Origin of the sequence: Serratia sp. (in: enterobacteria) (assembly GCF_052400455.1) — a bacterium.
In the GTDB taxonomy this organism is placed as follows: domain Bacteria; phylum Pseudomonadota; class Gammaproteobacteria; order Enterobacterales; family Enterobacteriaceae; genus Serratia; species Serratia ureilytica.
In genome coordinates this window covers 4,753,462-4,777,555 of the sequence record NZ_CP185812.1, presented here as the reverse complement: position 1 = coordinate 4,777,555, position 24,094 = coordinate 4,753,462, and the positions used below count along the sequence as shown (strand labels likewise).

The following is a 24,094-nucleotide window of genomic DNA, read 5'->3' as shown; positions in this document are numbered from 1 at the left end:
TCAAAAGCGCGCATCCGTATGCAACACCGGTTGATTACAAGAAAGACTTGAAGGGCAGATCGGGTTCGAGGGTGAAGCAATCATCGAAACCGCGCGGGTAGTGGTACTCCAGATTGTCTTTATCCTGCGGCCAGATGAACTTGCCGCCAACCTGCCAGATAAACGGTTTAAAACCGTATTTGAGCCGGTCTTTCTTCATTTCCCACAGCACGCGAATTTCCTGCGGATCCGCCTGGAAATTCGACCATATGTCATGGTGGAAGGGGATAACGACCTTGGCGTTCAGCGATTCCGCCATGCGCAAGATGTCGGCGCTGGTCATCTTGTCGGTAATGCCGCGCGGGTTCTCGCCGTAGGAACCGAGGGCGACATCGATCTGATGATCGTTGCCGTGCTTGGCGTAATAGTTGGAGTAGTGGGAATCGCCGCTGTGATAAAGGTTGCCGCCCGGCGTTTTGAACAGGTAGTTGACCGCCCGCAGGTCCATGCCATCCGGCAGAACGCCCGCCGCTTTTTGTTCCACCGGCAGTGTGATGAGCGCCGTGCGATCGAAGGCGTCCAGCGCATGAATTTCAATGTCTTTGATTTTTATCACGTCGCCAGGTTTGACGGTGATGCAGCGCTCAGGCGGCACACCCCAGCCAATCCAGATATCCACGCAGCTTTGCGGCCCGATAAACGGAACGGTGGCGGCGCAATTTTGCAACACCGCCGCGGCGACGTTCACATCGATGTGATCGTTGTGGTCGTGCGTGGCCAAGACGGCGTCGAGCTGGGTAATCGCGAAGGGATCCAGTACGAATGGGGTCGTGCGCAGGTTAGGCTGCAGCTTGCGCACCCCCGCCATTCGCTGCATTTGGTGGCCGGTTTTCATCAGTGGGTTGCCGTGGCTTTGCTTGCCGGTACCGCACCAAAAGTCGACGCACAGATTGGCGCTTTCTTCGGATTTGAGCCAGATACCGGTACAGCCCAGCCACCACATGGCGAAGGTGCCGGGCGCAACTTTCTCCTGCTCTATCTCTTCGTTCAGCCAGGTGCCCCATTCGGGAAAGGTGTTCAATATCCAGGATTCGCGGGTGATGTCGTTGACTTTACTCATGGGTCGTTCCTCGTTGGCGGTGATAATGCAATCACAAATAATCATTTTAAGATTTTATGTGATTTGTTTTGATCGAATCTAGCACCGTTTTTTTCAACTGACAACGTTCGAAATACACGTTAACACCGCCGGATTTACGTGCTGCGTCGTCCTTTTATCTCCTTTTTGTTTGATTAACTGCTATTAAATTCAATGAGTAATAAAATGTAAGTCGTCTAATTCATTGAATGTTAGTGGAATTGATTTTTAACTTGCGAGGTTGTTCACAAATAATCATTTATGATCTTTTTGTGATTTCTTGTGATTGGTATGGTGAAGGCGTTACCTGCATGCCAACCTTTTCGGGAGAGCCGTATGGAAACTCTTTACACCATCTTCACCGTCTTTTTTAACCAGGTGATGACCAATGCGCCGCTGCTGTTGGGGCTGGTTACGCTGCTGGGTTACACGTTGCTGCGCAAAAGCGCGGCGGTCATTATCAAAGGCACGATCAAAACCATTATCGGTTTCATGTTGCTGCAAGCCGGTTCCGGCATCCTGACCGGCACGTTCAAACCGGTGGTGGCGAAGCTGTCCGAGGTGTACGGCATCAACGGGGCGATTTCAGATACCTATGCCTCGATGATGGCCACCATCGATCGGATGGGGGAGGCCTATAGCTGGGTCGGCTACGCGGTCTTGCTGGCGCTGGCGCTGAACATACTCTACGTGTTGTTGAGGCGCATTACCGGCATCCGCACCATCATGCTTACCGGCCATATCATGTTTCAGCAGGTGGGGTTGATCGCGGTATTTTTCTACATTCTGGGCTACGGCATGTGGACAACGGTATTGTGCAGCGCGCTGTTGGCTTCACTGTATTGGGGCATCACGTCCAACATGATGTTCAAACCGACGCAGGCGGTGACGGAAAACAGCGGTTTCTCCATTGGGCACCAACAGCAGTTCGCTTCGTGGCTGGCGTATAAGGCAGCGCCGTATCTCGGTAAAAAAGAGGACAGCGTGGAAGATCTGAAGCTGCCTGGGTGGCTGAACATTTTCCATGACAACATCGTTTCCACCGCCATCGTGATGACGCTGTTCTTCGGCATCATTCTTTGCTCGTTCGGCTTGGATACCCTGCAGGCGATGGCCGGTAAAACCCACTGGAGCATCTATATCCTGCAAACCGGGCTGATGTTCGCGGTGGCGATTTTCATCATCGTGCAGGGCGTACGCATGTTCGTCGCCGAATTGACCGAGGCCTTCAATGGGATTTCCCAACGCCTGATCCCCGGTGCGGTACTGGCCATCGACTGCGCCGCCATCTATAGCTTCGCGCCCAACGCCGTGGTGTGGGGCTTTATGTGGGGCACCATCGGCCAATTGATCGCCGTCGGCATCCTCCTGGCGTGCGGCGCTTCCATCATGATCATCCCCGGTTTCATTCCCATGTTCTTCTCTAACGCCACCATCGGCGTGTTCGCTAACCACTTTGGCGGCTGGCGCGCGGCGATGAAGATCTGCCTGGTGATGGGGATGATAGAGATCTTGGGCTGCGTGTGGGCCATCAAGCTGACCGGGCTGAGCGCCTGGATGGGAATGGCGGACTGGTCGATTCTGGCGCCGCCGCTGATGCAAGGGCTGAGCTTCGGCCTGTGGTTTATGGGCGTGGTGATCGCCATCGCGCTGCTGTACATGTTCTTCGCCGGGCGCACCCTGCGCGCGGAGGAAGATGCTGAAAAACAATCGGTTGAACCAGCGTCACGTTAATAGGAGTGCAGATTATGACGGTACGAATCCTGGCGGTGTGCGGTTGCGGACAAGGCAGTTCCATGATCATGAAAATGAAAGTCGACCAATTTTTAACGCAGCAAGGCGTGGATCATTCGGTCAACAGCTGTGCGGTGGGGGAATACAAATCCGAGTTGAGCGGGGCTGACATCATCATCGCTTCCACCCATGTCGCGGATGAGATCGTCGTCAGCGGCAACAAATACGTGGTCGGGGTGCGCAATATGCTCTCGGCGGCCGACTTTGGTCCGAAGCTGATGGAAGTCATCGGCGCGCATTTTCCGCAAGATTTGAAGCAGTGAGGAGCGAGTCATGAAGCTGAGCGATTCGTTGGCGCAGAACAACGCTATTCACCTGCAGGCGGAGGCTGCCGACTGGCGTCAGGCGGTGCGGCTGGGGGTCGATCTGCTGGTGGCCGCCGGCGTGGTGGAGCCTCGCTATTTCGACGCCATTCTGGCCGGCGTCGAACGGCACGGCCCTTACTTCGTGTTGGCGCCCGGCCTGGCGATGCCACATGGTCGGCCGGAGGAAGGGGTGCTGAAAACCGGCTTCGCCTTGGTCACCTTGAAAACGCCGGTGTGCTTCGGCGATGAGGACAACGATCCGATAGATATCTTGATCACCATGGCGGCGGTGGACGCCAAAACGCATCAGGAGGTGGGCATCATGCAAGTGGTTAACCTGTTCGAAGATGAGGCGAACTTCGATCGCTTGCGGGCCTGTCGCCGGGCGAGCGAGGTACTGGCGTTAATCGACAAAACGTCCGCGGCGGCGGCGAATTGAAGGAGACATGCAATGAAAACGCATTTACCGATGCTGCAAGTGGCGCTGGATAACCTGTCCATGGCCGCGGCTTACAATACGACGCGCCTGATCGCGGCCGAAGTCGACATCATTGAGGTCGGCACTATTTTGTGCGTGGCGGAAGGCGTACGGGCCGTGCGCGATCTGAAAGCGCTGTATCCGGATCGCATCGTGTTGGCGGACGCGAAAATCGCCGATGCGGGGCAAATTTTGGCGCGGATGTGCTTCGAGGCGCACGCCGACTGGATCACGGTGATCTGCTGCGCTGACATCAATACGGCCAAGGGCGCGCTACAGGTGGCGCATGAGTTCGGTGGCGACGTGCAGATCGAGCTGACGGGATTTTGGACCTGGGAACAGGCGCAGGCGTGGCGTGAGGCGGGTATTGGTCAGGTGGTGTATCACCGCAGCCGTGACGCGCAGGCGGCGGGCGTCGCCTGGAGCGATGACGATATCCGCGCGGTTCATCGCCTGAGCGAGATGGGTTTCAAGGTGACGGTTACCGGCGGATTGTCATTGGCGGATTTGCCTCTGTTCCGGGGCATTCCCATCCATGTTTTTATCGCCGGGCGCAGCATTCGCGATGCCGCCGATCCGGTCGCGGCGGCGCGGGAATTTAAACGCGTCATCGCCCAACTGTGGGGCTGAGGAGCGGTTATGTTGCAAAAATCCGTACCGTTGGGCATCTACGAGAAGGCGTTGCCGCCGGGCGAGGACTGGCTGACGCGCTTGCAACTGGCGGGGGAGTTGGGATTCGATTTCGTTGAAATGTCGATCGATGAAAGCGACGGCCGTCTGGCGCGGTTGGATTGGAACAGCGAGCAGCGACTGGCGCTGATCGGCGCCGTTGCGGCCAGCGGTGTGCGCGTCCCTTCTTTGTGCCTTAGCGCCCATCGGCGTTTTCCGTTGGGCAGTGAAGACGACAGGACGCGCGAGCGGGGGCTGGAGATCATGCGCAAGGCCATCCGGCTGGCGCAGGATACCGGCATACGAGTGATCCAACTGGCCGGATATGACGTTTATTACCAACAGGCTACTGCGCAGACCCGCGCCCGGTTCCGCGCCGGCTTGGCGCAGGCGGTGGAGATGGCCAGCCGCGCGCAGGTCATGCTGGCGATGGAAATCATGGATTATGCGCTGATGAATTCGATCAGCAAGGCGCTGGGTTATGTCCACTACCTGAAAAACCCATGGTTTCAGCTGTACCCGGACATCGGCAATTTGTCTGCCTGGGACAACGATGTGCAGATGGAGCTCGTGGCCGGACGCGGGCATATCGTAGCGGTGCACGTTAAGGATACGCGGCCGGGAGAGTTTAAGAACGTGCCGTTCGGCGAGGGCGTGGTCGATTTCACCCGCTGCTTCGAAACGCTGCTTGCGAGCGGCTATCGCGGCCCCTATCTGCTCGAAATGTGGAGCGAGAAGGCGCCCGACCCGCTGCAGGCGGTGCGGGAGGCGCGTGCCTGGGTGGTTGAACGCATGGCAGAGGCCGGGTTGGAAATAGGGAGCTAACATGCTGGAACAACTGAAATGGCAGGTCTACAAAGCCAATATGGCGCTGCCTGAGCACGGGCTGGTGACCTATACCTGGGGCAATGTCAGCGGCATCGATCGGGCCAGCGATCTGATGGTGATAAAACCCAGCGGCGTGCCTTATGAAACGATGCGGGCGGAAGATATGGTGGTGGTGAATGCGCGAGGGGAGGTTGTTGAGGGGCAACTGCGGCCTTCATCCGATACGCCGACGCATCTGGCGCTGTACCGGGCATTCCCACAACTCGGCGGCGTCGTGCATACGCACTCCACTCACGCCACCGCCTGGGCCCAGGCGGGTGAGGCGATACCGGCGTTTGGCACCACCCATGCCGACTATTTTTCCGGCGACATTCCTTGCACCCGCGCGCTGACGGCGGAAGAGGTGGCGGGGGAATATGAATTGAACACCGGCCGGGTGATTATCGAAACCCTGTGCGGGCGCGAGCCGTTGCACATTCCCGGCATTCTGGCGTATCAGCATGGCCCGTTTAGTTGGGGCTGCTCGCCGGATGAGGCGGTGCATAACGCGGTGGTGCTCGAGGAAGTGGCTAAGATGGCTTGGATCAGCCGGGGCATTAACCCCGGTCTGCGCCGGATCGATGAACACCTGTCGGCGAAACATTTCAGCCGCAAGCATGGCGCCGGCGCTTATTACGGCCAGCGCTGACTATCAGGCGCCGTACCCCATCATCTTCAGCAGCTGCTGCGCTTGCTGCACCGCTTCCTGGCGATGGGCCACGCCCAGCTTCTGGTATAGATTGCGAATATGGGTCTTGATGGTGGTGGCCGCTACATCCAACTCACCGGCGATCTGGTCGTTGCTGTAACCGGAATAGATCAACCCCAGCACCTGCCATTCGCGTTGGGTCAACGGACTGGTGCGGATCAGTTCCGGCACCTGCGGATGGGTCAGCAGCTTATCGACGAAGTTCTCGTCGAAATGCGCGAATTTGTGCCGATGATGCTGGTTGATGTCGCGCAGGATGCGCTGGGCGCGATGCTGTTCCAGCTCCGGCAGCGTGTTGAGCTGGATCAGCTGGCGCAGCTGCTGCGCCATCGCTTCGCCTTCGATGACGAAGTGGCTGATAAAGCCGGTGCGGTTGGCCAGCGACAGCGCTTCGATCAGCGCCTGCTGCGCTTCGCCCTTGCGCTCTTGCAGCCAGTAGAGCTGGTTGCTGAGCAGCAGATTGCGGTTGAGATCGCTCACCAGCCGCAGGCGACGGGCGTTTTCGTTCAGTTCATCCAGCACCACGCCGGCCTCTTCATACTGGCCGAGCAGGATCTGCACTCGCGCGATGTTGCGCCATTGGCCCTGCGTGAAGTGGTTGTCCGCCATGCCGGGCTTTTCGGTGTGGCGCAGCCACTGGGCGGCGGCGGCGGTGTCGCCGGTCATTTGCCAGTGGATCACCCGCGACTTGTCGGTGTTGGTCAGCCAGTCGCGATGATAGTGGGCGCCGTGCAGCAGGGTTTCGCAGCGCTGCAGATGGGTATTGGCGTTGTCCAGATCGCCGCGCGCCAGCGAGCATTTGGCCAACATGGCGATGCACTGCAGCTGCTGCTGCGGTTGGTAGTTGGCCAGAATTTTCAGCCCGGCGCGCGCCGCGTCTTCCGCTTCGTCCAAGCGCGACCATGACCACAGGATCTGGGCGCGGATGCGCAGCAGAAATTCGTGCATCGGCAGCTGTTCCAGGTGCTGCTCGCGGATCAGTTCGAACGCCTTATCCTGGGTTTCGTAAGCGGCCTGCAGGAAGCCTTGGGCGATAAGGATTTCGCTCTGCTGCAGCAGCGCCCAGAGCGCGTAATGGTTGGCCTGATGACGACGCGCCATCTGCTCGGTCTGCTGCATCATCGGCAGCGCGCGCGCCAGTTCGCCCTTGCAGTGGTGCACTTCGCCGGTCACCGAGGTGGCGACGATGCGGCTGTAGTAGCTGGACAGCGGCAGGAATTTCAACGCTTCGGTCGCCAGCCGCTCGGCTTCTTCCGGTTTGCCGGCGTTGATCGCCACCTGGGCGCGCAAGGCGTCGAACTCGGCGTGCAGCGTTTGGTCTATCTCGATTTTTTGTTCGCGCATGGTGCGCTCGGCGCGCTCCAGCAGGGTGTTGACCTCGCTGTAGCGGTGCTGGCTCTGCGCCAGCCAGGCCTGCAGCAGCGCCAGCTTGGGGTTTTGGATCAGGCGCTCATACGGCAGCGCGTTGAGGCACTCCTCCAGCAAGGCCAGTTCGCTGTGGTGGAACAGCGACCAGGCGTGTTGCAGCAGGATATCGCGCAGCATGCTGACGTCGCTGGCCGCCAGCGCGTGGTGAATGGCCTCCGCCGGATACCCCAGCGCCAGCCAGCCTTCGGCGGCGGCGCGGTGCAACCCCGGCAGCTCCAGCGCCAGTTCCCACTGGCAACGCTGGCGCAGGAAAGAGGCGAACAGCGGGTGGAAGTTGAACCATTCGCCGGTGTCGTCCATGCGGTGGATAAACAGCCCCTGGCGTTCCAGCTCCTCCAGCCGCTGCTGGCCGTTGTCTTCGCCGGTCAGCCGCACGATCAGCGCATCGTTCATTGAGCGCAGCACCGAACAGCGCAGCAGGAAGGCGCGCGCATCGGCATCGACGTGATCCAGCACTTCGTCCACCAGATAGTCGGACAGATGGCTGGCGTTCAGCCCCGCCAGCCGCTTGGCCGACAGTTGGGCCGAGGAGGCGGATTGGCGGGCCGACAGCGCGATCAGCTGCAGCGCGGTGGCCCAGCCTTCGACTTCGTCGCACAGGCGGCTGCTGTCCTGCTGTTCCATCGGCGCCGCCAGGCGGCAATCGAAGAACTGTTTGGCTTCCTGATGGGTGAACGCCAGCTGCTGCGTGCCCATTTCCAGCAGCTGATCGCGCACCCGCAGGTTGGCGATGCCGAGCGGCGGCAGGGTGCGCGAGAGCAGGATCAGCGTCAGGTTTTCCGGCTGATGGCGCAGGAAAAAGCGCATGGCTTCGTGAATGGCGTCGTTGGTGATCAGGTGATAGTCGTCGATCACCAGGTACAGCGGCTGATGCCAGTCGGCCAGCTCGATAAACAGCTGGGCGAACAGCGCCGACAGGCTGGCGTACTGGTGCTTCTGGCTCAGCGCTTCGCTCTTGACGCAGCGGCCGCCGCTGGCCTGCTGCAGCGCCGCGATCAGGTAGCTGGCGAAACGCTCCGGCTGGTTGTCGCTCTCATCCAGGGAATACCAGCCCAGATCGGCCTTGCCGGCCGCCCATTGGGCGATCAGCGTGGTTTTCCCGTATCCCGCCGGGCAATTGACCAGTGTCAGACGATAGTTGCCCGCGCTGGCCAGTTTGGCCAGCAGGCGATCGCGGATCACGGTATTTTGCAGCCGTACCGGGCGGCTCAGTTTTGATGGGATCAGCATAGTATTCCAGGATATAAATCGCGGTTCCCGCCGGGATTGGAGTGGCGCTAATTATTTTATGGTTCGTAATTAATAGCTCCCCCTAACTTCTGCCAACCCTAAACGTATTGCAACAAGCTTCCGCATCGGCTTGGAGTTAAGTTGCTATCGATCACACTTTTTTACGTTTGGCGTCGGAGTACGGTGATGCGGTTGCGGATCGCATTTCCGGCCATGGACAAAACTTCAGCAGCGCGAATACTTGTGCTAACGTCATGGTTAACGTTCTCAGTGCTCGCCGCACGCGTTGGCGGGCTTTTTTGCATCGTTGCAAGGGAGTCAAAAAGTGCCTGAGATCACAATTCCAGCTACGCCCCAATCCTCCTCCCCAGCTAATCCCCAGGCGGGATGATGCCGTCAGGCTTTCTCACCGGCACGATAGCGGCAATTTGACCCACTTACTGGATAGAGAGTTTTCCTTATGTCACAGCCTACGCTCAAGAAGGATGCTTTTCTGGCGGCGCTCGCCCGTCAGTGGCAACGGTTCGGCCTCAGTTCCGCGCAGCAAATGACGCAACATCAATGGTGGGAAGCCGTCAGTGCGGCGCTGGCCGAGCAGTTGGCCGCACAGCCGGCGCCGCGCAAAAGCGCCAAACCGCTGCGTCACGTGAACTACATCTCGATGGAGTTTTTGATTGGCCGGTTGACGGCGAACAACCTGATCAATCTGGGCTGGTACGACACCGTCGAGCAGACGTTGGCCGAGCAGAACGTCAAGCTGGCGGATCTGCTCGAGCAGGAAACCGATCCGGCGCTGGGCAACGGCGGGCTGGGGCGGTTGGCGGCCTGTTTCCTCGACTCGATGGCGACGGTGGAGCAACCGGCCACCGGGTATGGGCTGAACTACCAGTACGGGCTGTTCCGCCAGTCGTTCCGCGATGGGCAACAGCAAGAGGCGCCGGATAACTGGCAGCGCGAGAGCTATCCGTGGTTCCGCCACAACGCCGCGTTGGCGGTGGACGTGGGCATCGGCGGCAAGCTGGAGAAGCAGGCCGACGGCCGCGAGCTGTGGCGCCCGGCCTTCACCCTGCGCGGCGAAGCCTGGGACCTGCCGGTGCTGGGGTATCGCAACGGCGTGGCGCAGCCGCTGCGTCTGTGGCAGGCGACCCATCAGCATCCGTTCAACCTGAGCGATTTCAACGACGGCAAATTCCTGCAGGCTGAGAAGCAGGGCGTAGAAGCCGACAAGCTGACCAAGGTGCTTTACCCGAACGACAACCATCAGGCCGGCAAGCGCCTGCGCCTGATGCAGCAGTATTTCCAGTGCGCCTGCTCGGTGGCGGACATTTTGCGCAAGCACCATCAGGCCGGCCGCAAGATTGAAGAACTGCCGAAGTATGAAGTGATCCAGCTGAACGACACCCACCCGACCATCGCCATTCCGGAAATGCTGCGCATTCTGCTGGACGAGCATCAGCTGGAGTGGGAGGCGGCCTGGGCGATCACCAGCAACACCTTCGCCTATACCAACCACACCCTGATGCCGGAAGCGCTGGAATGCTGGGATGAAAAATTGGTGCGCAGCCTGCTGCCGCGCCATTTCTCCATCATCAAACAGATCAACGCCAGGTTTAAAAAATTGGTGGATAAGCACTGGCCGGGCGACGAGGCGGTGTGGGCCAAGCTGGCGGTGCACCACGACAAGCAGGTGCGCATGGCCAACCTGTGCGTGGTCAGCGGCTTTGCGGTTAACGGCGTGGCGCAGCTGCATTCGGATCTGGTGGTGAAGGATCTGTTCCCGGAATATCACCAGCTGTGGCCGAACAAATTCCATAACGTCACCAACGGCATCACGCCGCGCCGCTGGCTGAAACAGTGCAACCCGGCGCTGTCGGGCCTGATCGACGAGACGCTGAAGGTGGAGTGGGCGAGCGATCTCGACGCGCTGCGCGGGCTGGAGAAATTCGCCGACGACGCGGCGTTCCGCCAGCGTTATCAGCAGATCAAACGCGACAACAAGGTGGCGCTGGCTCATTACGTGCACGGCGTGATGGGGCTGACGCTCGATCCGGACGCGATCTTCGACGTGCAGATCAAACGCCTGCACGAGTACAAACGCCAGCACCTGAATCTGCTGCACATCCTGTCGCTGTATCGCCAGCTGCGCGACAACCCGAATCTGGACATCGTGCCGCGCGTGTTCCTGTTCGGCGCCAAGGCGGCGCCGGGCTACTACCTGGCGAAGAACATCATCTACGCCATCAATCAGGCGGCCGAGAAGATCAATCACGATCCGCTGGTGAAAGATCGCCTGAAAGTGGCGTTTATTCCGGACTACCGCGTCTCGGTGGCCGAACTGATGATCCCGGCGGCGGATATCTCCGAGCAGATCTCCACCGCCGGTAAAGAGGCCTCCGGCACCGGCAACATGAAACTGGCGCTGAACGGCGCGCTGACGGTCGGCACGCTGGACGGCGCCAACGTCGAAATCGCCGAGCAGGTGGGCGAAGACAATATCTTTATCTTCGGCAATACCGTGGAGCAGGTGAAGGCGATAGTGGCGAAGGGCTACGATCCGCTCAGCTACCGCAAGAAGGACAAGCACCTGAAGGCGATTTTGGATGAACTGGCGAGCGGCGCGTTCAGCCACGGCGACAAGCACGCGTTCGACATGATGCTGCACAGCCTGCTGGAAGGCGGCGATCCCTATCTGGTGCTGGCGGACTTTGCCTCGTACTGCCAGGCGCAGCGCCGGGTCGATGAGCTGTATCGCGATCGGGACGAGTGGACGCGGCGGACTATCCTTAACACCGCGCGCGTCGGCATGTTCAGCTCGGATCGCTCGATCCGCGATTACCAGCAGCGCATCTGGCAAGCCAAACGTTAAGGAGAGCGAATGGATCGCAAGCGTATCGATCAGGCGGCAGAGCAGGCGGGGATCGCTGCCGATTTCATCAATGCTCACGGCAAACGGCAGGCGATTGAGCCGGAGACCAAGCGCAAGCTGCTGGCGGCCATGAAGTGGGCCGATGATGCGGTGCAGGATACCGCGCCGCCGCCGTTACCGGCGGTCAAGGTGTTCTATCAGGGCGCGCCGTTGGCGCTGACGCCGACGGGCGAAGGCGAATACCTGTGGGCGCTGCAGCGTGAAGACGGCGAATGCCTGCAGGGGCGCGTCGGCGCGCGCAAGACCCTGACGCTGCCCGGCGAGCTGCCGGCGGGTTACCACCAATTGACGCTGAGCCAGGGCGCACGGCAGTGGTCATGCCGAGTGATCGTCGCGCCGAGGCGCTGCTTCGAGCCGGACGCCTTGTTGACCGGCAAAAAGCTGTGGGGCGCCTGCGTTCAGCTGTACACGCTGCGCTCCGATCGCAACTGGGGCATCGGCGATTTCGGCGATCTGCGCCTGATGGTGGAAGAGGTGGGGGAACGCGGCGGCGCTTTCGTCGGCCTCAACCCGATCCATGCGCTGTACCCCGCCAACCCGGAGAGCGCCAGCCCTTACAGCCCCTCGTCGCGCCGCTGGCTGAACCTGGCGTATATCGACGTCAACGCGGTGGAGGATTTCCAGCGCAGCGACGCGGCGCAGCGCTGGTGGCAGAAGCCGGCGACGCAGAAACAGCTCGCCAAAGCGCGCGCTGCGGAGTGGGTGGATTACACCGCCGTGATGCAGCTGAAACTGGCGGCGCTGAAGCTGGCGTTTCCGGTATTTCAGGCGCGCAAGCCAAACGACGCGCAGCGTCAGGCGTTCGAGCAATTCGTGACGGACGGCGGCGACAGCCTGTATCGGCAAGCGGCCTTCGACGCGCTGCATGCCCATTTGGCGGCGGATGACATCAGCCAGTGGGGCTGGCCGGCCTGGCCCGAACGTTATCGGCAGGGAGATAGCGAAGCGGTGCGGCAGTTCTGCACTGAACACCAGGAAACGGTTCGTTTTTACCTGTGGCTGCAGTGGCTGGCGGCCACCCAATTCGCGCAGTGTTTTGACCAGAGCAGGCAGCAGCAGATGCCGATCGGCCTGTATCGCGATCTGGCGGTCGGGGTGGCGGAAGGCGGGGCGGAAACCTGGTGTGACCGCGAGCTGTACTGCCTGAAAGCGTCGGTCGGGGCGCCGCCGGATATTCTGGGCCCGCTGGGGCAAAACTGGGGCCTGCCGCCGATGGATCCGCACGTGATGGCGGCGCGCGGGTATCAGCCGTTCATCGATCTTTTGCGCGCCAACATGACCAGCTGCGGCGCGCTGCGTATCGATCACGTCATGGCGCTGCTGCGGCTATGGTGGATCCCGTATGGTGAAACCGCCGATCGCGGCGCCTACGTCAAATACCCGGTGGACGATCTGCTGGCGGTGCTGGCGCTGGAAAGCCAGCGCCATCGCTGTATGGTGATCGGCGAGGATCTCGGTACGGTGCCGGTGGAAATCGTCGGCAAGCTGCGCGACAGCGGCGTCTATTCCTACAAAGTGCTCTATTTCGAAAGCGACGGCGAACACCATTTCCGCGCGCCGCAGGCCTATCCGGTACAGGCGATGGCGACCATCACCACTCACGATCTGCCGACGTTGCGCGGCTACTGGCAAAGCGACGATCTGACGCTCGGCAACCGGCTGGGTCTCTACCCGGACGCGGAAATCCTGCGGGCGCTGTTCGCCGATCGGGAACGCGCCAAGCAGGGGTTGCTGGATGGATTGCATCGTTATGGCTGCGTGCCGCAGAAGGTGGGCAAGAAGGCGGCGCTGCTCGGCATGAGCCCGCTGCTCAACCGCGGCCTGCAGCGTTATGTCGCTGACAGCGCCAGCGCCTTGCTTGGCCTGCAGCCGGAAGACTGGCTGGACATGGCCGATCCGGTCAACATCCCCGGCACCAGCGATCAGTACCCTAACTGGCGGCGCAAGCTGACCCGGACGTTGGAGGAGATGTTCGCCGACCCGCGGATAAACCGGCTGCTGAAGGATTTGGACAAGCGCCGACGCAAGGTGTCGGTGGGGTGACGATGAGGTGTCGTTGTATTAGGTCAAAGGACGAGAACTTTAGTCCCATCCAAATGACGGATACCCGAATTAATTGGCGTTGCAGCTAGGCGGCAAGTGCGTAAAACCCCAGGAGCTTACTTAAGTAAGTGACTGGGGTGCGCGCATGCGGCCAACAACGCTGCAACTTCAAGTAAGAAGGGTATCAGTAGTAGGAGTGCTCGCCGCGCTGGTGCTCGGTCAAATCACGCACGCCCTTCAGCTCAGGGAATTTCTGCAGCAGCTCTTTCTCGATGCCTTCTTTCAGCGTGACGTCGACCATCGAACAGCCGTTACAACCGCCGCCGAACTGCAGAATAGCCATGTTGTCGTCGGTGATCTCCATCAGCGTTACGCGGCCGCCGTGGCCCGCCAGCTGTGGGTTGATCTGCGACTGCAGCACGTATTCCACGCGTTCCATCAGCGGCGCGTCGTCATCGACCTTGCGCATCTTGGCGTTCGGCGCCTTCAGCGTCAGCTGAGAACCCAACTGGTCGGTCACGAAGTCGATTTCGGCGTCTTCCAGATACGGCGCGCTCAGTTCATCGACATAGGCGGACAGTTTGTCGAACTTCAGTTCGGTATCCGTCGCTTCTACCGCGTCCGGCGGGCAATAAGAGACACCGCATTCGGCCGTCGGCGTGCCCGGGTTGATCACGAATACGCGGATTTGGGTGCCTTCTTCTTGATTTGCCAGCAGTTTGGCAAAGTGTTCCTGTGCAGCATCTGTTATACGGATCATAGCATTAGCTCAATAGTTGACTTCTATAGTCGGTTATAATACGCCCATTGCCGTGGCACTACAACGTGCGGCAAACGCACCATATCTGCACCGAGGCGGCGCCTTGCCGCCGCAGCAGCGACGCGATCTCCGAGACGGTGCTGCCGGTGGTCACCACGTCATCCACCAGGGCGATATGCCGGCCGGCGACCGGCACGGTACAGGCGAACGCGCGCTGCAGATTGCGTCTGCGGGCAGAGGCGCTCAGCCGCTGTTGCAGGGCGGTTTTGCGCACCCGGCGCAAGGCGGCGGGCCGGTAGGCGCAGCCCAGCCAGCGCGCCAGCGGCCGGGCCAGCAGATCGCTCTGGTTATAGCCACGGCGCCAGCAGCGTGTTGCATGCAAGGGTACCGCCAAAATCAGGTCGGGTCTGTTCAGATACTGCTCTCTGCGCGCCTGCTGCCAGCGCAACAGCATCAGGCGCGCCAGCGCCGGCGCCAGCTCGGGCGCGCGGTGGAACTTGAACCTTTTTACCAAGCCGCTGAGCGGCGTCACGTAGTCGCCGACGAACACCAGCCGTTGCCAGGGCGGTGGCCGTTGCAGGCAGCGGCCGCAGGGCGTGCGCGTCTCCCCGGCGGGCAGCCCGCAGCGCGGGCAACACGGCGGTCTGGCCGGCAGGTGACGCAGGCAGCAGCTGCAGAGGCCATGACGCATCAGGCTCAATGGCTGTCGGCATAGCCAACAGCGGCTGCGGATTGATAGCATAGTGTCTCCGAGACGGGTAAGCATGAAAGGACAATAACCAATGACAGCGCTGTACTGGCAAACAATAGGTGAAGGTGAACGCGATCTTGTGCTGCTGCACGGCTGGGGATTGAACGCCGAAGTGTGGAGTTGCATTCAAGCGCGGCTGACGCCGCATTTTCGCCTGCACCTGGTCGATCTGCCGGGGTACGGCCGCAGCCAGGGGTTCGGCGCCCTGTCGCTGGCGCAGATGACGGAAATCGTGCTGGCGGCCGCCCCGCCGCAGGCCTGGTGGCTCGGCTGGTCGCTCGGCGGGCTGGTGGCCAGCCAGGCGGCGCTGATGCAGCCGCAGCGGGTCAACGGGCTTATCACCGTGGCCTCCTCGCCGTGCTTTGCCGCCCGCGATGAGTGGCCGGGGATCCGTCCGGACGTGCTGAGCGGTTTCCAGCACCAGCTAAGCCTGGATTTCCAGCGCACCGTCGAGCGTTTTCTGGCGCTGCAGACGCTGGGCACCGAGAGCGCGCGTCAGGATGCGCGCCAGCTGAAAGCGGTGGTGCTCAACCAACCGACGCCGAGCGTCGAAGTACTGAACGGCGGGTTGGAGATCCTGCGCACCGCCGATCTGCGCGCGCCGCTGGCGGAGTTGAATCTGCCGCTGCTGCGGATCTACGGCTATCTGGACGGGCTGGTGCCGCGCAAGGTCGCCGAGCTGCTCGACGCCGCCTGGCCGAACTCCACGTCGCAGATCGTGGCTAAAGCCGCCCATGCGCCGTTTATCTCTCATCCCGATGAATTTGTGACGATGATCGAAGCGTTTATTGCAGCACATTGAATGCAGCGTGAAAACGCACGATAGAGCGCGAAAAAAAACGCTGCCGGGTGGATAAAAGACAAAGCTGTTCAATACTTAGTGAGTCAATGCGTTGGCTGCAAAATGAAAAGACCGCGTGCGGCGATTTTCATTTTGGCGTTTCGTCTCTGGGAAACAGGCCCCGTCAGGGAAAGCAACGAGGCCTGAGGATGTCGCGGCAGCCTGCAGTACTACGCATGGATCCTGGACGGCTTTCATAACAGATAAATTATCCATTGAGAGGTTAGTGTCATGAAATCATTGAAGATGATTATTGCAGCGGCAGTGCTGGGTTCGGTGTCTTTCGGCTCTATGGCGGCAACCCTGCTGACCAAGGAAGATCTGGATAAGAATCCGGGTAAATACGAGAAGATCGGCACCGTGACCACCACGGCGGAAACCACGTCGCCGATGGATGCCAAGGAAGAGCTGTCCAAACTGGCGGACGAAAAGGGCGGTCAATACTACGTGATCCTGGCGGGCCGCGAACACGGTAAATTCAGCGCCATCGCCGAAGTTTACAAAGACAAGCAATAAGCCTTGAACGGCAAGGGGGCGCCCGCAGCGGCGCCCCTGAACGTCAGGCCTTCAGCCGGTAGAACACCGTGCTGCACCCCTGGCCCTGCGGGCAGCTTTTGCAGCCGCCGCTCAGACAGGCGCCGTCATCCTGTTCGATGCGTTCCACTTTCCCCATCGCCGTCAAACGGTCCAGCATCGCCTGCACCAGCGGCAGCGGCGTCGCCAGCGATTGGCTGAGCTGCTGCGCCTGAGCGCTGCCGCGCAGCGCCAACGCATCGCGCACCTGCAGCAGCCCGGCCATCAGTGGCAGCTCCCTTTGGCGCCCTGACAGCAGGCCGCCGGCGTGGCGTTGCCCAGGCGAACCGTGACGCGGCTGCGCGCCCGGCGCAGGCCGAACAGCACCAGCAGGTTTACCAGCACCACCGCCAGGATCGCCGTCAGGCTGTACTGCGGATGTTGGTTGAAGGTGGCCGCCTGATAGAACAGCGTTGCCAGCGAGTAGGCGACGTTCAGCCCCCACAGGATTGAGAAGGTCATCCAGCCGCGGCTCGATTCACGGGCGATGGCGCCCATCACCGAGACGCAAGGCACGTACAGCAACACGAAGATCAGGTAGCTGTAGGCGGAAATGCCGGAGCCGAATTTGCTGCTCATCACGCCCATCGAGCCGACGCCCATCTCGCCGTCGCCCTTGCTGGCTTCGATCGGGTTGGAGAGCACGCTCAGGCTGAAGGTGTTTTTCAGCCCGTCCCAGGTTTCCTGCAGCGCCCCGCCCAGTTCATCGAGCAAGTTGAAGTTGGCGGCGTCGAACGCCTCTTTGTTGATGTGCTCGGCGGTATACAGCGTGTTCAGCGTGCCGACCACCACTTCTTTCGCCATCGCGCCGGTCACCAGCCCGACGGTGGCCTGCCAGTTATCGCTGTGGACGCCCATCGGCTGCAGCAGCGGCGTCAGCACCTTGGAGACCGAGGCCAGCGCGGAGTCGTTGATGTTGTCGACCGTCTTGCCGCTGAACGAGAAGCTGTTCAGGCCGCCGATGAACATGCTGGCCACCACGATCACCTTGCCGGCGCGCAACACGAAGCCTTTCAGCCGCTGCCAGGTTTGCAGCAACAGGCTTTTCAGGTGTGGCACGTGGTAGACCGGCAGCTCCATCACGAACGGCGAGGCTTCGCCGCGCATGAGGGTGTATTTCAGCACCAGGCCGGTTAGGATCGCCACCGCGATGCCGAGCATATACAGCGAGAACACCACGCCGGCGCCGTCCTGGCCGAAGAACGCGGCGGCGAATACCGCGAAGATTGCCAGACGGGCGCCGCAGGACATGAACGGCGCCATCATGATGGTGATCAGGCGTTCGCGTTGGGCGTCCAGCGTACGGGCGCCCATGATGGACGGCACGTTGCAGCCGAAGCCGACGATCAGCGGCACGAAGGATTTGCCCGGCAGCCCGAGCGCCTGCATCAGGCGGTCCATCACGAACGCCGCGCGCGCCATGTAGCCGGAGTCTTCCAGGAACGACAGGAACAGGTACATCATGCCGATCTGCGGCACCAGCGGCAGCACGGTGTTGATGCCGCCGCCGACGCCCTGCGCCAGGAAGACGGTCAGCCAGTCGGGGAAGTGCAGGGTGTAACCCAGCCACTGAATGCCCTGAATGAAGATCGCCGCCGAGCCGATATCGAAGATCGGCTGCAGCGCGCCGCCGATATTGATCGCCAGCAGGAACATCAGGTACATCACCAGCAGGAAGATCGGTACGCCCAGCCAGCGGTTGAGGATCACTTTATCCAGTATGTCGGTCAGGCGGTTGGGCATCGCCTGCTGCGAGTTGCTGACCGCGTCGCACAGGGCGGCGATGGACTGGTAGCGCGCGTCGGCGATCACCAGCGCCGGGTCCTCCTGCTGCTGCTGTTGCAGCGCCTGAATGGCCGCTGGCAGCCGCGCCACGGCGGGGCCGGCCAGGCGATGGCTGTAGATGTCGCCCTCCAGCATCTGCAGCGCCAGCCAGCGGCGCTGCGCCGCCGGCAGCGTTTGCGGCATGGCGTCGCTCAGCGTGGCGACCTCTTTCAGCAGCAGCGGCGGGTAGTTCACCAGCGCCTGCTGTTCGTTGATGCGATGATTGTCGATCATTTGTTTCAGCACGCCGATGCCGTCGGCGCGGGTGGAGACCATCGGCACTACCGGGCAACCGAGGCGCGCCGACAGCGCGGCGACGTCGATATCGATATGCTGGCTTTTGGCGATGTCGAGCATGTTGAGCGCCACGATGCAGGGAATGCCCAGCTCCAGCAGCTGCAGCGTCAGGTAGAGGTTGCGTTCCAGGTTGGAGGCATCCACCACGTTGATCAGCAGATCGGCGTCGCCGCTCAAAATGTAGTGGCAGGCGATCTGCTCATCGAGCGACGTCTGCTCCGAAATGGTGGTCAGGGAGTAGGTGCCGGGCAAATCGACCAGCCGCACGTCGGACTGCGGGGTGGTGAAATGGCCTTCCTTGCGTTCGACCGTCACGCCCGCCCAGTTGCCGACCCGCTGGCGCGCGCCGGTCAGTTGGTTGAACAGCGTGGTTTTGCCGGAGTTCGGGTTGCCGATTAAGCCGATGGTGAGTTTTTTCATAGTTCTGCGTGTCGTCTTCAAGGAGAACAGCGCCGGCGCACAGGCGCACCGGCAAACGGAGGGCGCGCCGGCTCAGGGCTGGCCGTCGAGCTGCAGCAGCGCCAAATCCTTCCTGCGCAGCACCAGGCTGACGCGGCGGGTTTTAATTTCTATCGGATCGCCCAGCGGCGCGACGCGCACCACGTCGAACGAAGAGCCGGGCAGCATGCCGAGCGATAACAGTTTCTGGCGGTAGGCCGGCGCAATCTCGCTGGAAAAGCCGACAATCTTATATGTGCGTTTAGGTTGAAGCTGCATGTCATTAATCTTCCGGGTGCCGATGAGCATCGGGCTGATGATAATTGGACGTTGCCGGCGAAAATGCCACGCCGTCGGCGGTATTTATCCATAAGGTCATGCAATAAAGTGAGCGAAAATAATAGTAATTATCATTATCGCATTCAATGCAAAAAGTAAGGGTATTGTAACCAATTATTTTGGCGGCGGCCGCTTTTTGGCTGGCCCCCTTGATAATCCCCGTTTTACCACCGCTTTTACGCGGCGACAAATGAGAATGGCGAGTTAAATCAGTTATGTATTTGTAGCCAGGGTTTCTCGTTTGCAAATGGCGATGGCGTTTTTTCCTTTTTTATTTCTGGTGAAAGGCAATTCAATAACATTATTCCGCCGTAATGCGAGCGGTAACCATTTGTGTTTCGCTCACAATTCGCAAAATGAAAAATACGTGTTAACGAAGTTGTTAATAAATGGCTGCAGAAGGCATTTTGTTGCCTGAATAATGGGAGGACGGTCACACAAGAACGGGAAATAAAAAGATGATGGTTTATTGAGACGGGTCAAGAAATGCCGCAAGTTTTATTCATCAGAAAGGGCGGAGCAGGCTCCGCCCTGTTGGCTCTGGCTTAGCGTTTCTTGCCGAACGCCGCCGCCAGCGCGTCGCCCATGGCGCTGTTGCCGGCCGGCGCCGCATTGCGCGGTTTAGCCTTGTTGGCGGGCGCCGAACGGTTGGCGTTGTCGCGCGCCTGTGCCGGCGCGTTGCCGCCGCGGCGCGGCGAGCCTTCGCCCGGTTGCTCATCCAGACGCATGCTCAGCGCGATGCGTTTGCGTTGCAGATCGACTTCCATCACCTTCACTTTGACGATGTCGCCGGCCTTCACCACGGTGTGCGGATCTTCGACGAACTTGTCCGCCAGCGAGGAGATGTGCACCAGGCCATCCTGATGCACGCCGATATCCACGAAGGCGCCGAAGTTGGTGACGTTAGTGACCGACCCTTCCAGGATCATGCCCGGCTGCAGATCGTTGAGGGTTTCCACGCCTTCGGCAAAGGTGGCGGTTTTGAACTCAGGACGCGGGTCGCGGCCCGGCTTCTCCAGCTCTTTCAGGATGTCGGTGACCGTCGGCACGCCGAACTTGTCGTCGGTGAAATCGACCGCTTTCAGGCTGCGTACCGCCGAGGCGTTGCCCATCAGATCCTGCAGCGCCTGCTCGGTGGCGGCCAGAATGCGCTGCACCACCGGGTAGGCTTCCGGGTGGACGGTAGAGGCATCCAGCGGGTTGTCGCCGTGGTTGATGCGCAGGAAGCCGGCGCACTGTTCGAACGCTTTCGGCCCCAAACGGCTGACTTTCAGCAGCTGTTCACGGTTGCTGAAGCGGCCGTTCTCGTCGCGCCAGTTGACGATATTCTGCGCCATCATGCGCGTCAGGCCGGCCACGCGGGTCAGCAACGGCACCGAAGCGGTGTTCAGATCGACGCCGACGGCGTTCACGCAGTCTTCCACCACCGAGTCCAGCTTTTTCGCCAGCTGGCTCTGGCTGACGTCGTGCTGATACTGGCCGACGCCGATGGATTTCGGGTCGATCTTCACCAGCTCCGCCAGCGGATCCTGCAGACGACGGGCGATGGACACCGCGCCGCGCAGCGACACGTCGAGATCCGGGAACTCCTGCGCCGCCAGTTCGGACGCGGAGTACACCGACGCGCCCGCTTCGCTGACGATCACTTTTTGCGCCCGGACGTCGCTGAACTGCTTTTGCAGGTCGAGATAGAAACGCTCGGTTTCACGCGAAGCGGTACCGTTGCCGATCGCCACCAGCTCCACGTTGTGTTTGATGCACAGCGCCGCGACGATGGCGGCGGCTTTGGCCGCTTGCCCGGTGTGCGGATAGACGGTGTCGGTGGCCACCAGTTTGCCGGTCGCGTCGACCACGGCGACTTTCACCCCGGTGCGCAGGCCCGGATCGAGGCCCATGGTGGCGCGCATGCCGGCCGGCGCGGCCATCAACAGATCATGCATGTTGCGGGCGAAGACGTTGATCGCTTCATCCTCCGCGCGTTCGCGCACCGTGCCCATCAGCTCGGTTTCCAGGTGCAGCAACACCTTGATGCGCCAGGTCCAGTTGACCACCGCCTTGCGCCAGGCGTCGGCCGGAGCGTTGTTCAGGCGCAGATTGAGGTGATTGATGATGATCAGCTCCGCCTGGCTTTCGCGCGGCGCTTCCTCAAACTGCGGATCGGCGTTCAGCGCCAGCTGCAGCACGCCTTCGTTGCGGCCGCGGAACATCGCCAGCGCGCGGTGCGAAGGCACCTGGGAAATCGGTTCGTGGTGATCGAAGTAGTCGCGGAACTTGGCGCCTTCGTCTTCCTTGCCCTCGACCACTTTGGAGACCAGATGGGCGTTTTTCCACAGGTAGTCGCGCACCTTGGCCAGCAGCGCGGCGTCTTCGGCGAAGCGCTCCATCAGGATATAGCGCGCGCCGTCGAGGGCGGCTTTCACGTCCGCCACGCCCTTCTCGGCGTCGACGTAGCGTTCAGCCAGCTGTTCCGGCTGCTGTTGCGGATCCTGCCACAGCGTGTCCGCCAGCGGTTCCAGACCGGCTTCGATGGCGATCTGGCCACGGGTGCGGCGCTTGGGTTTGTACGGCAGGTAGAGATCTTCGAGTTCGGTCTTGCTCAGCGTGGCGTTGATCGCCCCCGCCAGTTGTTCGGTCAGTTTGCCCTGTTCATCGATCGACTTCAGGATGGTCTGACGACGATCTTCCAGTTCACGCAGATAACCCAGGCGGGTTTCCAGCTGGCGCAGTTGGGTGTCGTCCAGGCCCCCGGTGACTTCCTTACGATAGCGTGCAATAAAGGGCACGGTATTACCTTCATCCAGCAGACGGATGGCGGAGTCGACTTGCTCCGGCCGGGCCTGCAGTTCTGTTGCAATAATGCGGCTCAGTGGGTCATTCATAGGTCTGGTATCTGTATTGAGAACGGTGAATAAACAGGGGACAGTTATACGGATTGATCGCGGAAAATGCCAGCGGAGCGGGGCCGCCGCCGCGCGGCCGCGGCGTGGAGAACAGCTCGGGCGGCGGCGTTGGCGGCGGTTAGGAAAAAGCTGAAAGCTTACTTCGGGTAGTTTATCTCGTTAACGTACCACTGCGCCTCGCCCAGCGGGGTATTGACGGTGGCGACGTCCCCGACCTCTTTTTTCAGCAGGGCGCGCGCCATCGGCGCATCGATGGAGATGTAATCCTTGCGGCCGAAAATCTCGTCGTAGCCGACGATGCGAAAACGTTTGATCTCGCCGTCGTCATTCTCCACCTCCACCCAGGCCCCGAAGAACACTTTGCCTTCCTGCTGCGGGGAGTAATCGACGATCTTCAACTGCTCCAGGCATTTGGTCAGATAGCGGACGCGGCGATCGATCTCGCGCAGCCGCTTCTTGTTGTATTGGTAATCGGCGTTTTCGCTTCTGTCGCCCAGGCTGGCGGCCCAGGTCACTTTCTTGGTCACCTCGGGGCGTTCTTCGCGCCAGAGGTAATCCAGCTCTTGTTTGAGCTTGTCATACCCTTCACGGGTTATCAGTTGAGTTCTCATCGTGATTTATCTTTATGGGGCCACCGCCACAGTGTACGTGAATGCAGAGGGCTTTAAAAATGGCGCGCGGGCCTGCGCCTTGTCGCACGGTTTTTATTCAGTTTGCGCAGCTTTTAACAATCGGGAGTATGCTTAGCGATAGCGGAAAAAGAATGTGACGAAAGGAGGATATCTGGCGAGAGAGACAAGGAATTTTGGCGCACAACCCAACACATTGAAGGTATTACCGCATGGAATTTAAAGATTACTACGCCACGATGGGCGTTGAGCCCAACGCCGATCTGAAAACCATCAAAACGGCCTACCGCCGGCTGGCGCGTAAATATCACCCTGACGTGAGCACCGAAGACGACGCCGAGAGCAAGTTCAAGGAACTGGCCGAAGCCTATGAGGTACTGAAGGACGACGAGCGCCGCGCCGAGTACGATCAGATCCGGCTGCATCGCAACGATCCGAACTTTGGCCGCCAGGCGCGCGGCGATCACGGCGGCTATCAGCAGAGCGCCTCATGGCACGGCGGCGGCGCCGACGCGCAAGACTTCTCCGACTTCTTCGAGAGCATGTTCGGCGGGCGGGCGGCGGGCGGGCACCGTTCCGCTTCGCACTCGCATGGCGGGCATGGCTTCCGCGGCCAGGATCTGGAGATGGAGGTGCCGCTGTTCCTCGAGGAAACGCTGCATGGTCAAAGCCGCGAGATTTCCTACAAGCTGCCGGTGTATGACGAACTGGGGCGGCAGGTAAGCGAAGCCAGCAAGACGCTGAACGTGAAAATTCCGGCCGGCGTGGGCGACGGCGAGCGCATTCGCCTCAAGGGGCAGGGCGTTGCCGGCGTGGGCGGCGGCCAGAACGGCGACCTGTATCTGGTTATCCGCCTCGCGCCGCACCCGCTGTTTGAGATAGACGGCCACAACCTGAGCATCGTGGCGCCGCTCGCTCCGTGGGAAGCGGCGCTCGGCGCCAGCATTGAGGTGCCGACGCTGACCGGCAAAATCGCGCTGACCGTGCCGGCCGGCAGCCAGAGCGGCAAACGGCTGCGGGTCAAAGGCAAAGGGCTGGCGGGCAAGAAAGAGCCCGGTGACCTGTACGTTATTCTCAAGGTGGTGATGCCGCCGAAGCCGAACGAGAAGGCCAGCGCCCTGTGGCGGGAACTGGCTGAACAGGCGGCGTTCAACCCGCGCGCGGAATGGGAGTAAA

At 60.8% G+C, this 24,094-nt stretch carries 20 protein-coding genes; 11 read left to right on the top strand and 9 right to left on the bottom strand.

Translation table 11 applies throughout. The features are described 5' to 3' along the window. Positions 1-34: 34 nt before the first annotated feature. Positions 35-1,099: an L-ascorbate 6-phosphate lactonase gene (gene ulaG / locus ACORQT_RS22980; protein ID WP_033645303.1), complete on the bottom strand. Its 1,065-nt coding sequence runs from the start codon at positions 1,097-1,099 to the stop codon at positions 35-37. Positions 1,100-1,453: 354 nt separating this feature from the next. On the opposite strand from ulaG, the gene ulaA reads away from it, so the two are divergent. The 6 genes from ulaA to ACORQT_RS22950 are packed head-to-tail and all read left to right on the top strand — an operon-like array spanning position 1,454 to position 5,879. Then, positions 1,454-2,851, top strand: coding sequence for a PTS ascorbate transporter subunit IIC (ulaA, locus tag ACORQT_RS22975; RefSeq protein WP_033645302.1), 1,398 nt, complete (start codon positions 1,454-1,456; stop codon positions 2,849-2,851). A gap of 14 nt (positions 2,852-2,865) precedes the next feature. Then, entirely contained in the window at positions 2,866-3,174 is a 309-nt protein-coding gene (ulaB, locus tag ACORQT_RS22970) for a PTS ascorbate transporter subunit IIB (protein ID WP_033645301.1), read from the top strand. Positions 3,175-3,184: 10 nt separating this feature from the next. Then, positions 3,185-3,655, top strand: coding sequence for a PTS ascorbate transporter subunit IIA (gene ulaC / locus ACORQT_RS22965; RefSeq protein WP_033645300.1), 471 nt, complete (start codon positions 3,185-3,187; stop codon positions 3,653-3,655). Between the two features lie 12 nt (positions 3,656-3,667). Next, on the top strand, positions 3,668-4,324 hold the full coding sequence (locus ACORQT_RS22960; protein WP_033645299.1) for a 3-keto-L-gulonate-6-phosphate decarboxylase UlaD: 657 nt from the start codon (positions 3,668-3,670) through the stop codon (positions 4,322-4,324). A gap of 9 nt (positions 4,325-4,333) precedes the next feature. Continuing rightward, a complete protein-coding gene (locus ACORQT_RS22955; protein WP_164057631.1) occupies positions 4,334-5,188 on the top strand; it encodes an L-ribulose-5-phosphate 3-epimerase in 855 nt (284 codons plus the stop codon). 4 nt (positions 5,189-5,192) lie between these two features. Continuing rightward, a complete protein-coding gene (locus ACORQT_RS22950; protein ID WP_089196560.1) occupies positions 5,193-5,879 on the top strand; it encodes an L-ribulose-5-phosphate 4-epimerase in 687 nt (228 codons plus the stop codon). 3 nt (positions 5,880-5,882) lie between these two features. Here ACORQT_RS22950 and malT read toward each other — a convergent pair whose 3' ends face one another. Continuing rightward, entirely contained in the window at positions 5,883-8,597 is a 2,715-nt protein-coding gene (malT, locus tag ACORQT_RS22945; RefSeq protein WP_033651750.1) for an HTH-type transcriptional regulator MalT, read from the bottom strand. A 460-nt stretch (positions 8,598-9,057) separates the two neighbouring features. Here malT and malP point away from each other — a divergent pair, with 460 nt between their 5' ends. Both malP and malQ read left to right on the top strand, forming a co-directional pair. After that, positions 9,058-11,463: a maltodextrin phosphorylase gene (gene malP / locus ACORQT_RS22940; protein WP_164057632.1), complete on the top strand. Its 2,406-nt coding sequence runs from the start codon at positions 9,058-9,060 to the stop codon at positions 11,461-11,463. A gap of 9 nt (positions 11,464-11,472) precedes the next feature. Then, positions 11,473-13,566 (top strand): 4-alpha-glucanotransferase, encoded by a 2,094-nt coding sequence (malQ, locus tag ACORQT_RS22935; RefSeq protein WP_164057633.1) that lies wholly within the window; start codon positions 11,473-11,475, stop codon positions 13,564-13,566. Positions 13,567-13,750: 184 nt separating this feature from the next. On the opposite strand, the gene nfuA is transcribed toward malQ, so the two are convergent. Together nfuA and gntX are read right to left on the bottom strand one after the other, a co-directional pair. Next, positions 13,751-14,326: a Fe-S biogenesis protein NfuA gene (nfuA, locus tag ACORQT_RS22930; protein ID WP_004930777.1), complete on the bottom strand. Its 576-nt coding sequence runs from the start codon at positions 14,324-14,326 to the stop codon at positions 13,751-13,753. 58 nt (positions 14,327-14,384) lie between these two features. After that, complete coding sequence (gene gntX / locus ACORQT_RS22925; RefSeq protein WP_164057634.1) at positions 14,385-15,068, bottom strand: DNA utilization protein GntX; 684 nt, start codon at positions 15,066-15,068, stop codon at positions 14,385-14,387. Positions 15,069-15,108: 40 nt separating this feature from the next. On the opposite strand from gntX, the gene bioH reads away from it, so the two are divergent. Further along, complete coding sequence (gene bioH, locus ACORQT_RS22920) at positions 15,109-15,879, top strand: pimeloyl-ACP methyl ester esterase BioH (protein WP_072626815.1); 771 nt, start codon at positions 15,109-15,111, stop codon at positions 15,877-15,879. Between the two features lie 270 nt (positions 15,880-16,149). After that, positions 16,150-16,434: a YdgH/BhsA/McbA-like domain containing protein gene (locus ACORQT_RS22915; RefSeq protein WP_004930765.1), complete on the top strand. Its 285-nt coding sequence runs from the start codon at positions 16,150-16,152 to the stop codon at positions 16,432-16,434. 43 nt (positions 16,435-16,477) lie between these two features. On the opposite strand, the gene ACORQT_RS22910 is transcribed toward ACORQT_RS22915, so the two are convergent. The 5 genes from ACORQT_RS22910 to greB form a co-directional block, all read right to left on the bottom strand. Beyond that, on the bottom strand, positions 16,478-16,717 hold the full coding sequence (locus tag ACORQT_RS22910) for a FeoC-like transcriptional regulator (protein WP_004930758.1): 240 nt from the start codon (positions 16,715-16,717) through the stop codon (positions 16,478-16,480). Continuing rightward, entirely contained in the window at positions 16,717-19,032 is a 2,316-nt protein-coding gene (feoB, locus tag ACORQT_RS22905; RefSeq protein ID WP_042785506.1) for a Fe(2+) transporter permease subunit FeoB, read from the bottom strand. The genes ACORQT_RS22910 and feoB overlap by 1 nt, the downstream gene beginning before the upstream one ends. Positions 19,033-19,104: 72 nt before the next feature. Continuing rightward, a complete protein-coding gene (gene feoA, locus ACORQT_RS22900; protein WP_033645291.1) occupies positions 19,105-19,329 on the bottom strand; it encodes a ferrous iron transporter A in 225 nt (74 codons plus the stop codon). Positions 19,330-19,934: 605 nt separating this feature from the next. Then, positions 19,935-22,268 carry a Tex family protein gene (locus ACORQT_RS22895; protein WP_094142018.1) on the bottom strand — a complete coding sequence of 778 codons (2,334 nt, stop codon included), beginning with the start codon at positions 22,266-22,268 and terminating at the stop codon, positions 19,935-19,937. A 158-nt stretch (positions 22,269-22,426) separates the two neighbouring features. Further along, positions 22,427-22,900 carry a transcription elongation factor GreB gene (gene greB, locus ACORQT_RS22890; RefSeq protein WP_033645289.1) on the bottom strand — a complete coding sequence of 158 codons (474 nt, stop codon included), beginning with the start codon at positions 22,898-22,900 and terminating at the stop codon, positions 22,427-22,429. Between the two features lie 230 nt (positions 22,901-23,130). Here greB and cbpA point away from each other — a divergent pair, with 230 nt between their 5' ends. Next, complete coding sequence (gene cbpA / locus ACORQT_RS22885) at positions 23,131-24,093, top strand: curved DNA-binding protein (RefSeq protein WP_033645288.1); 963 nt, start codon at positions 23,131-23,133, stop codon at positions 24,091-24,093. The last annotated feature ends 1 nt before the right edge of the window (position 24,094 follow it).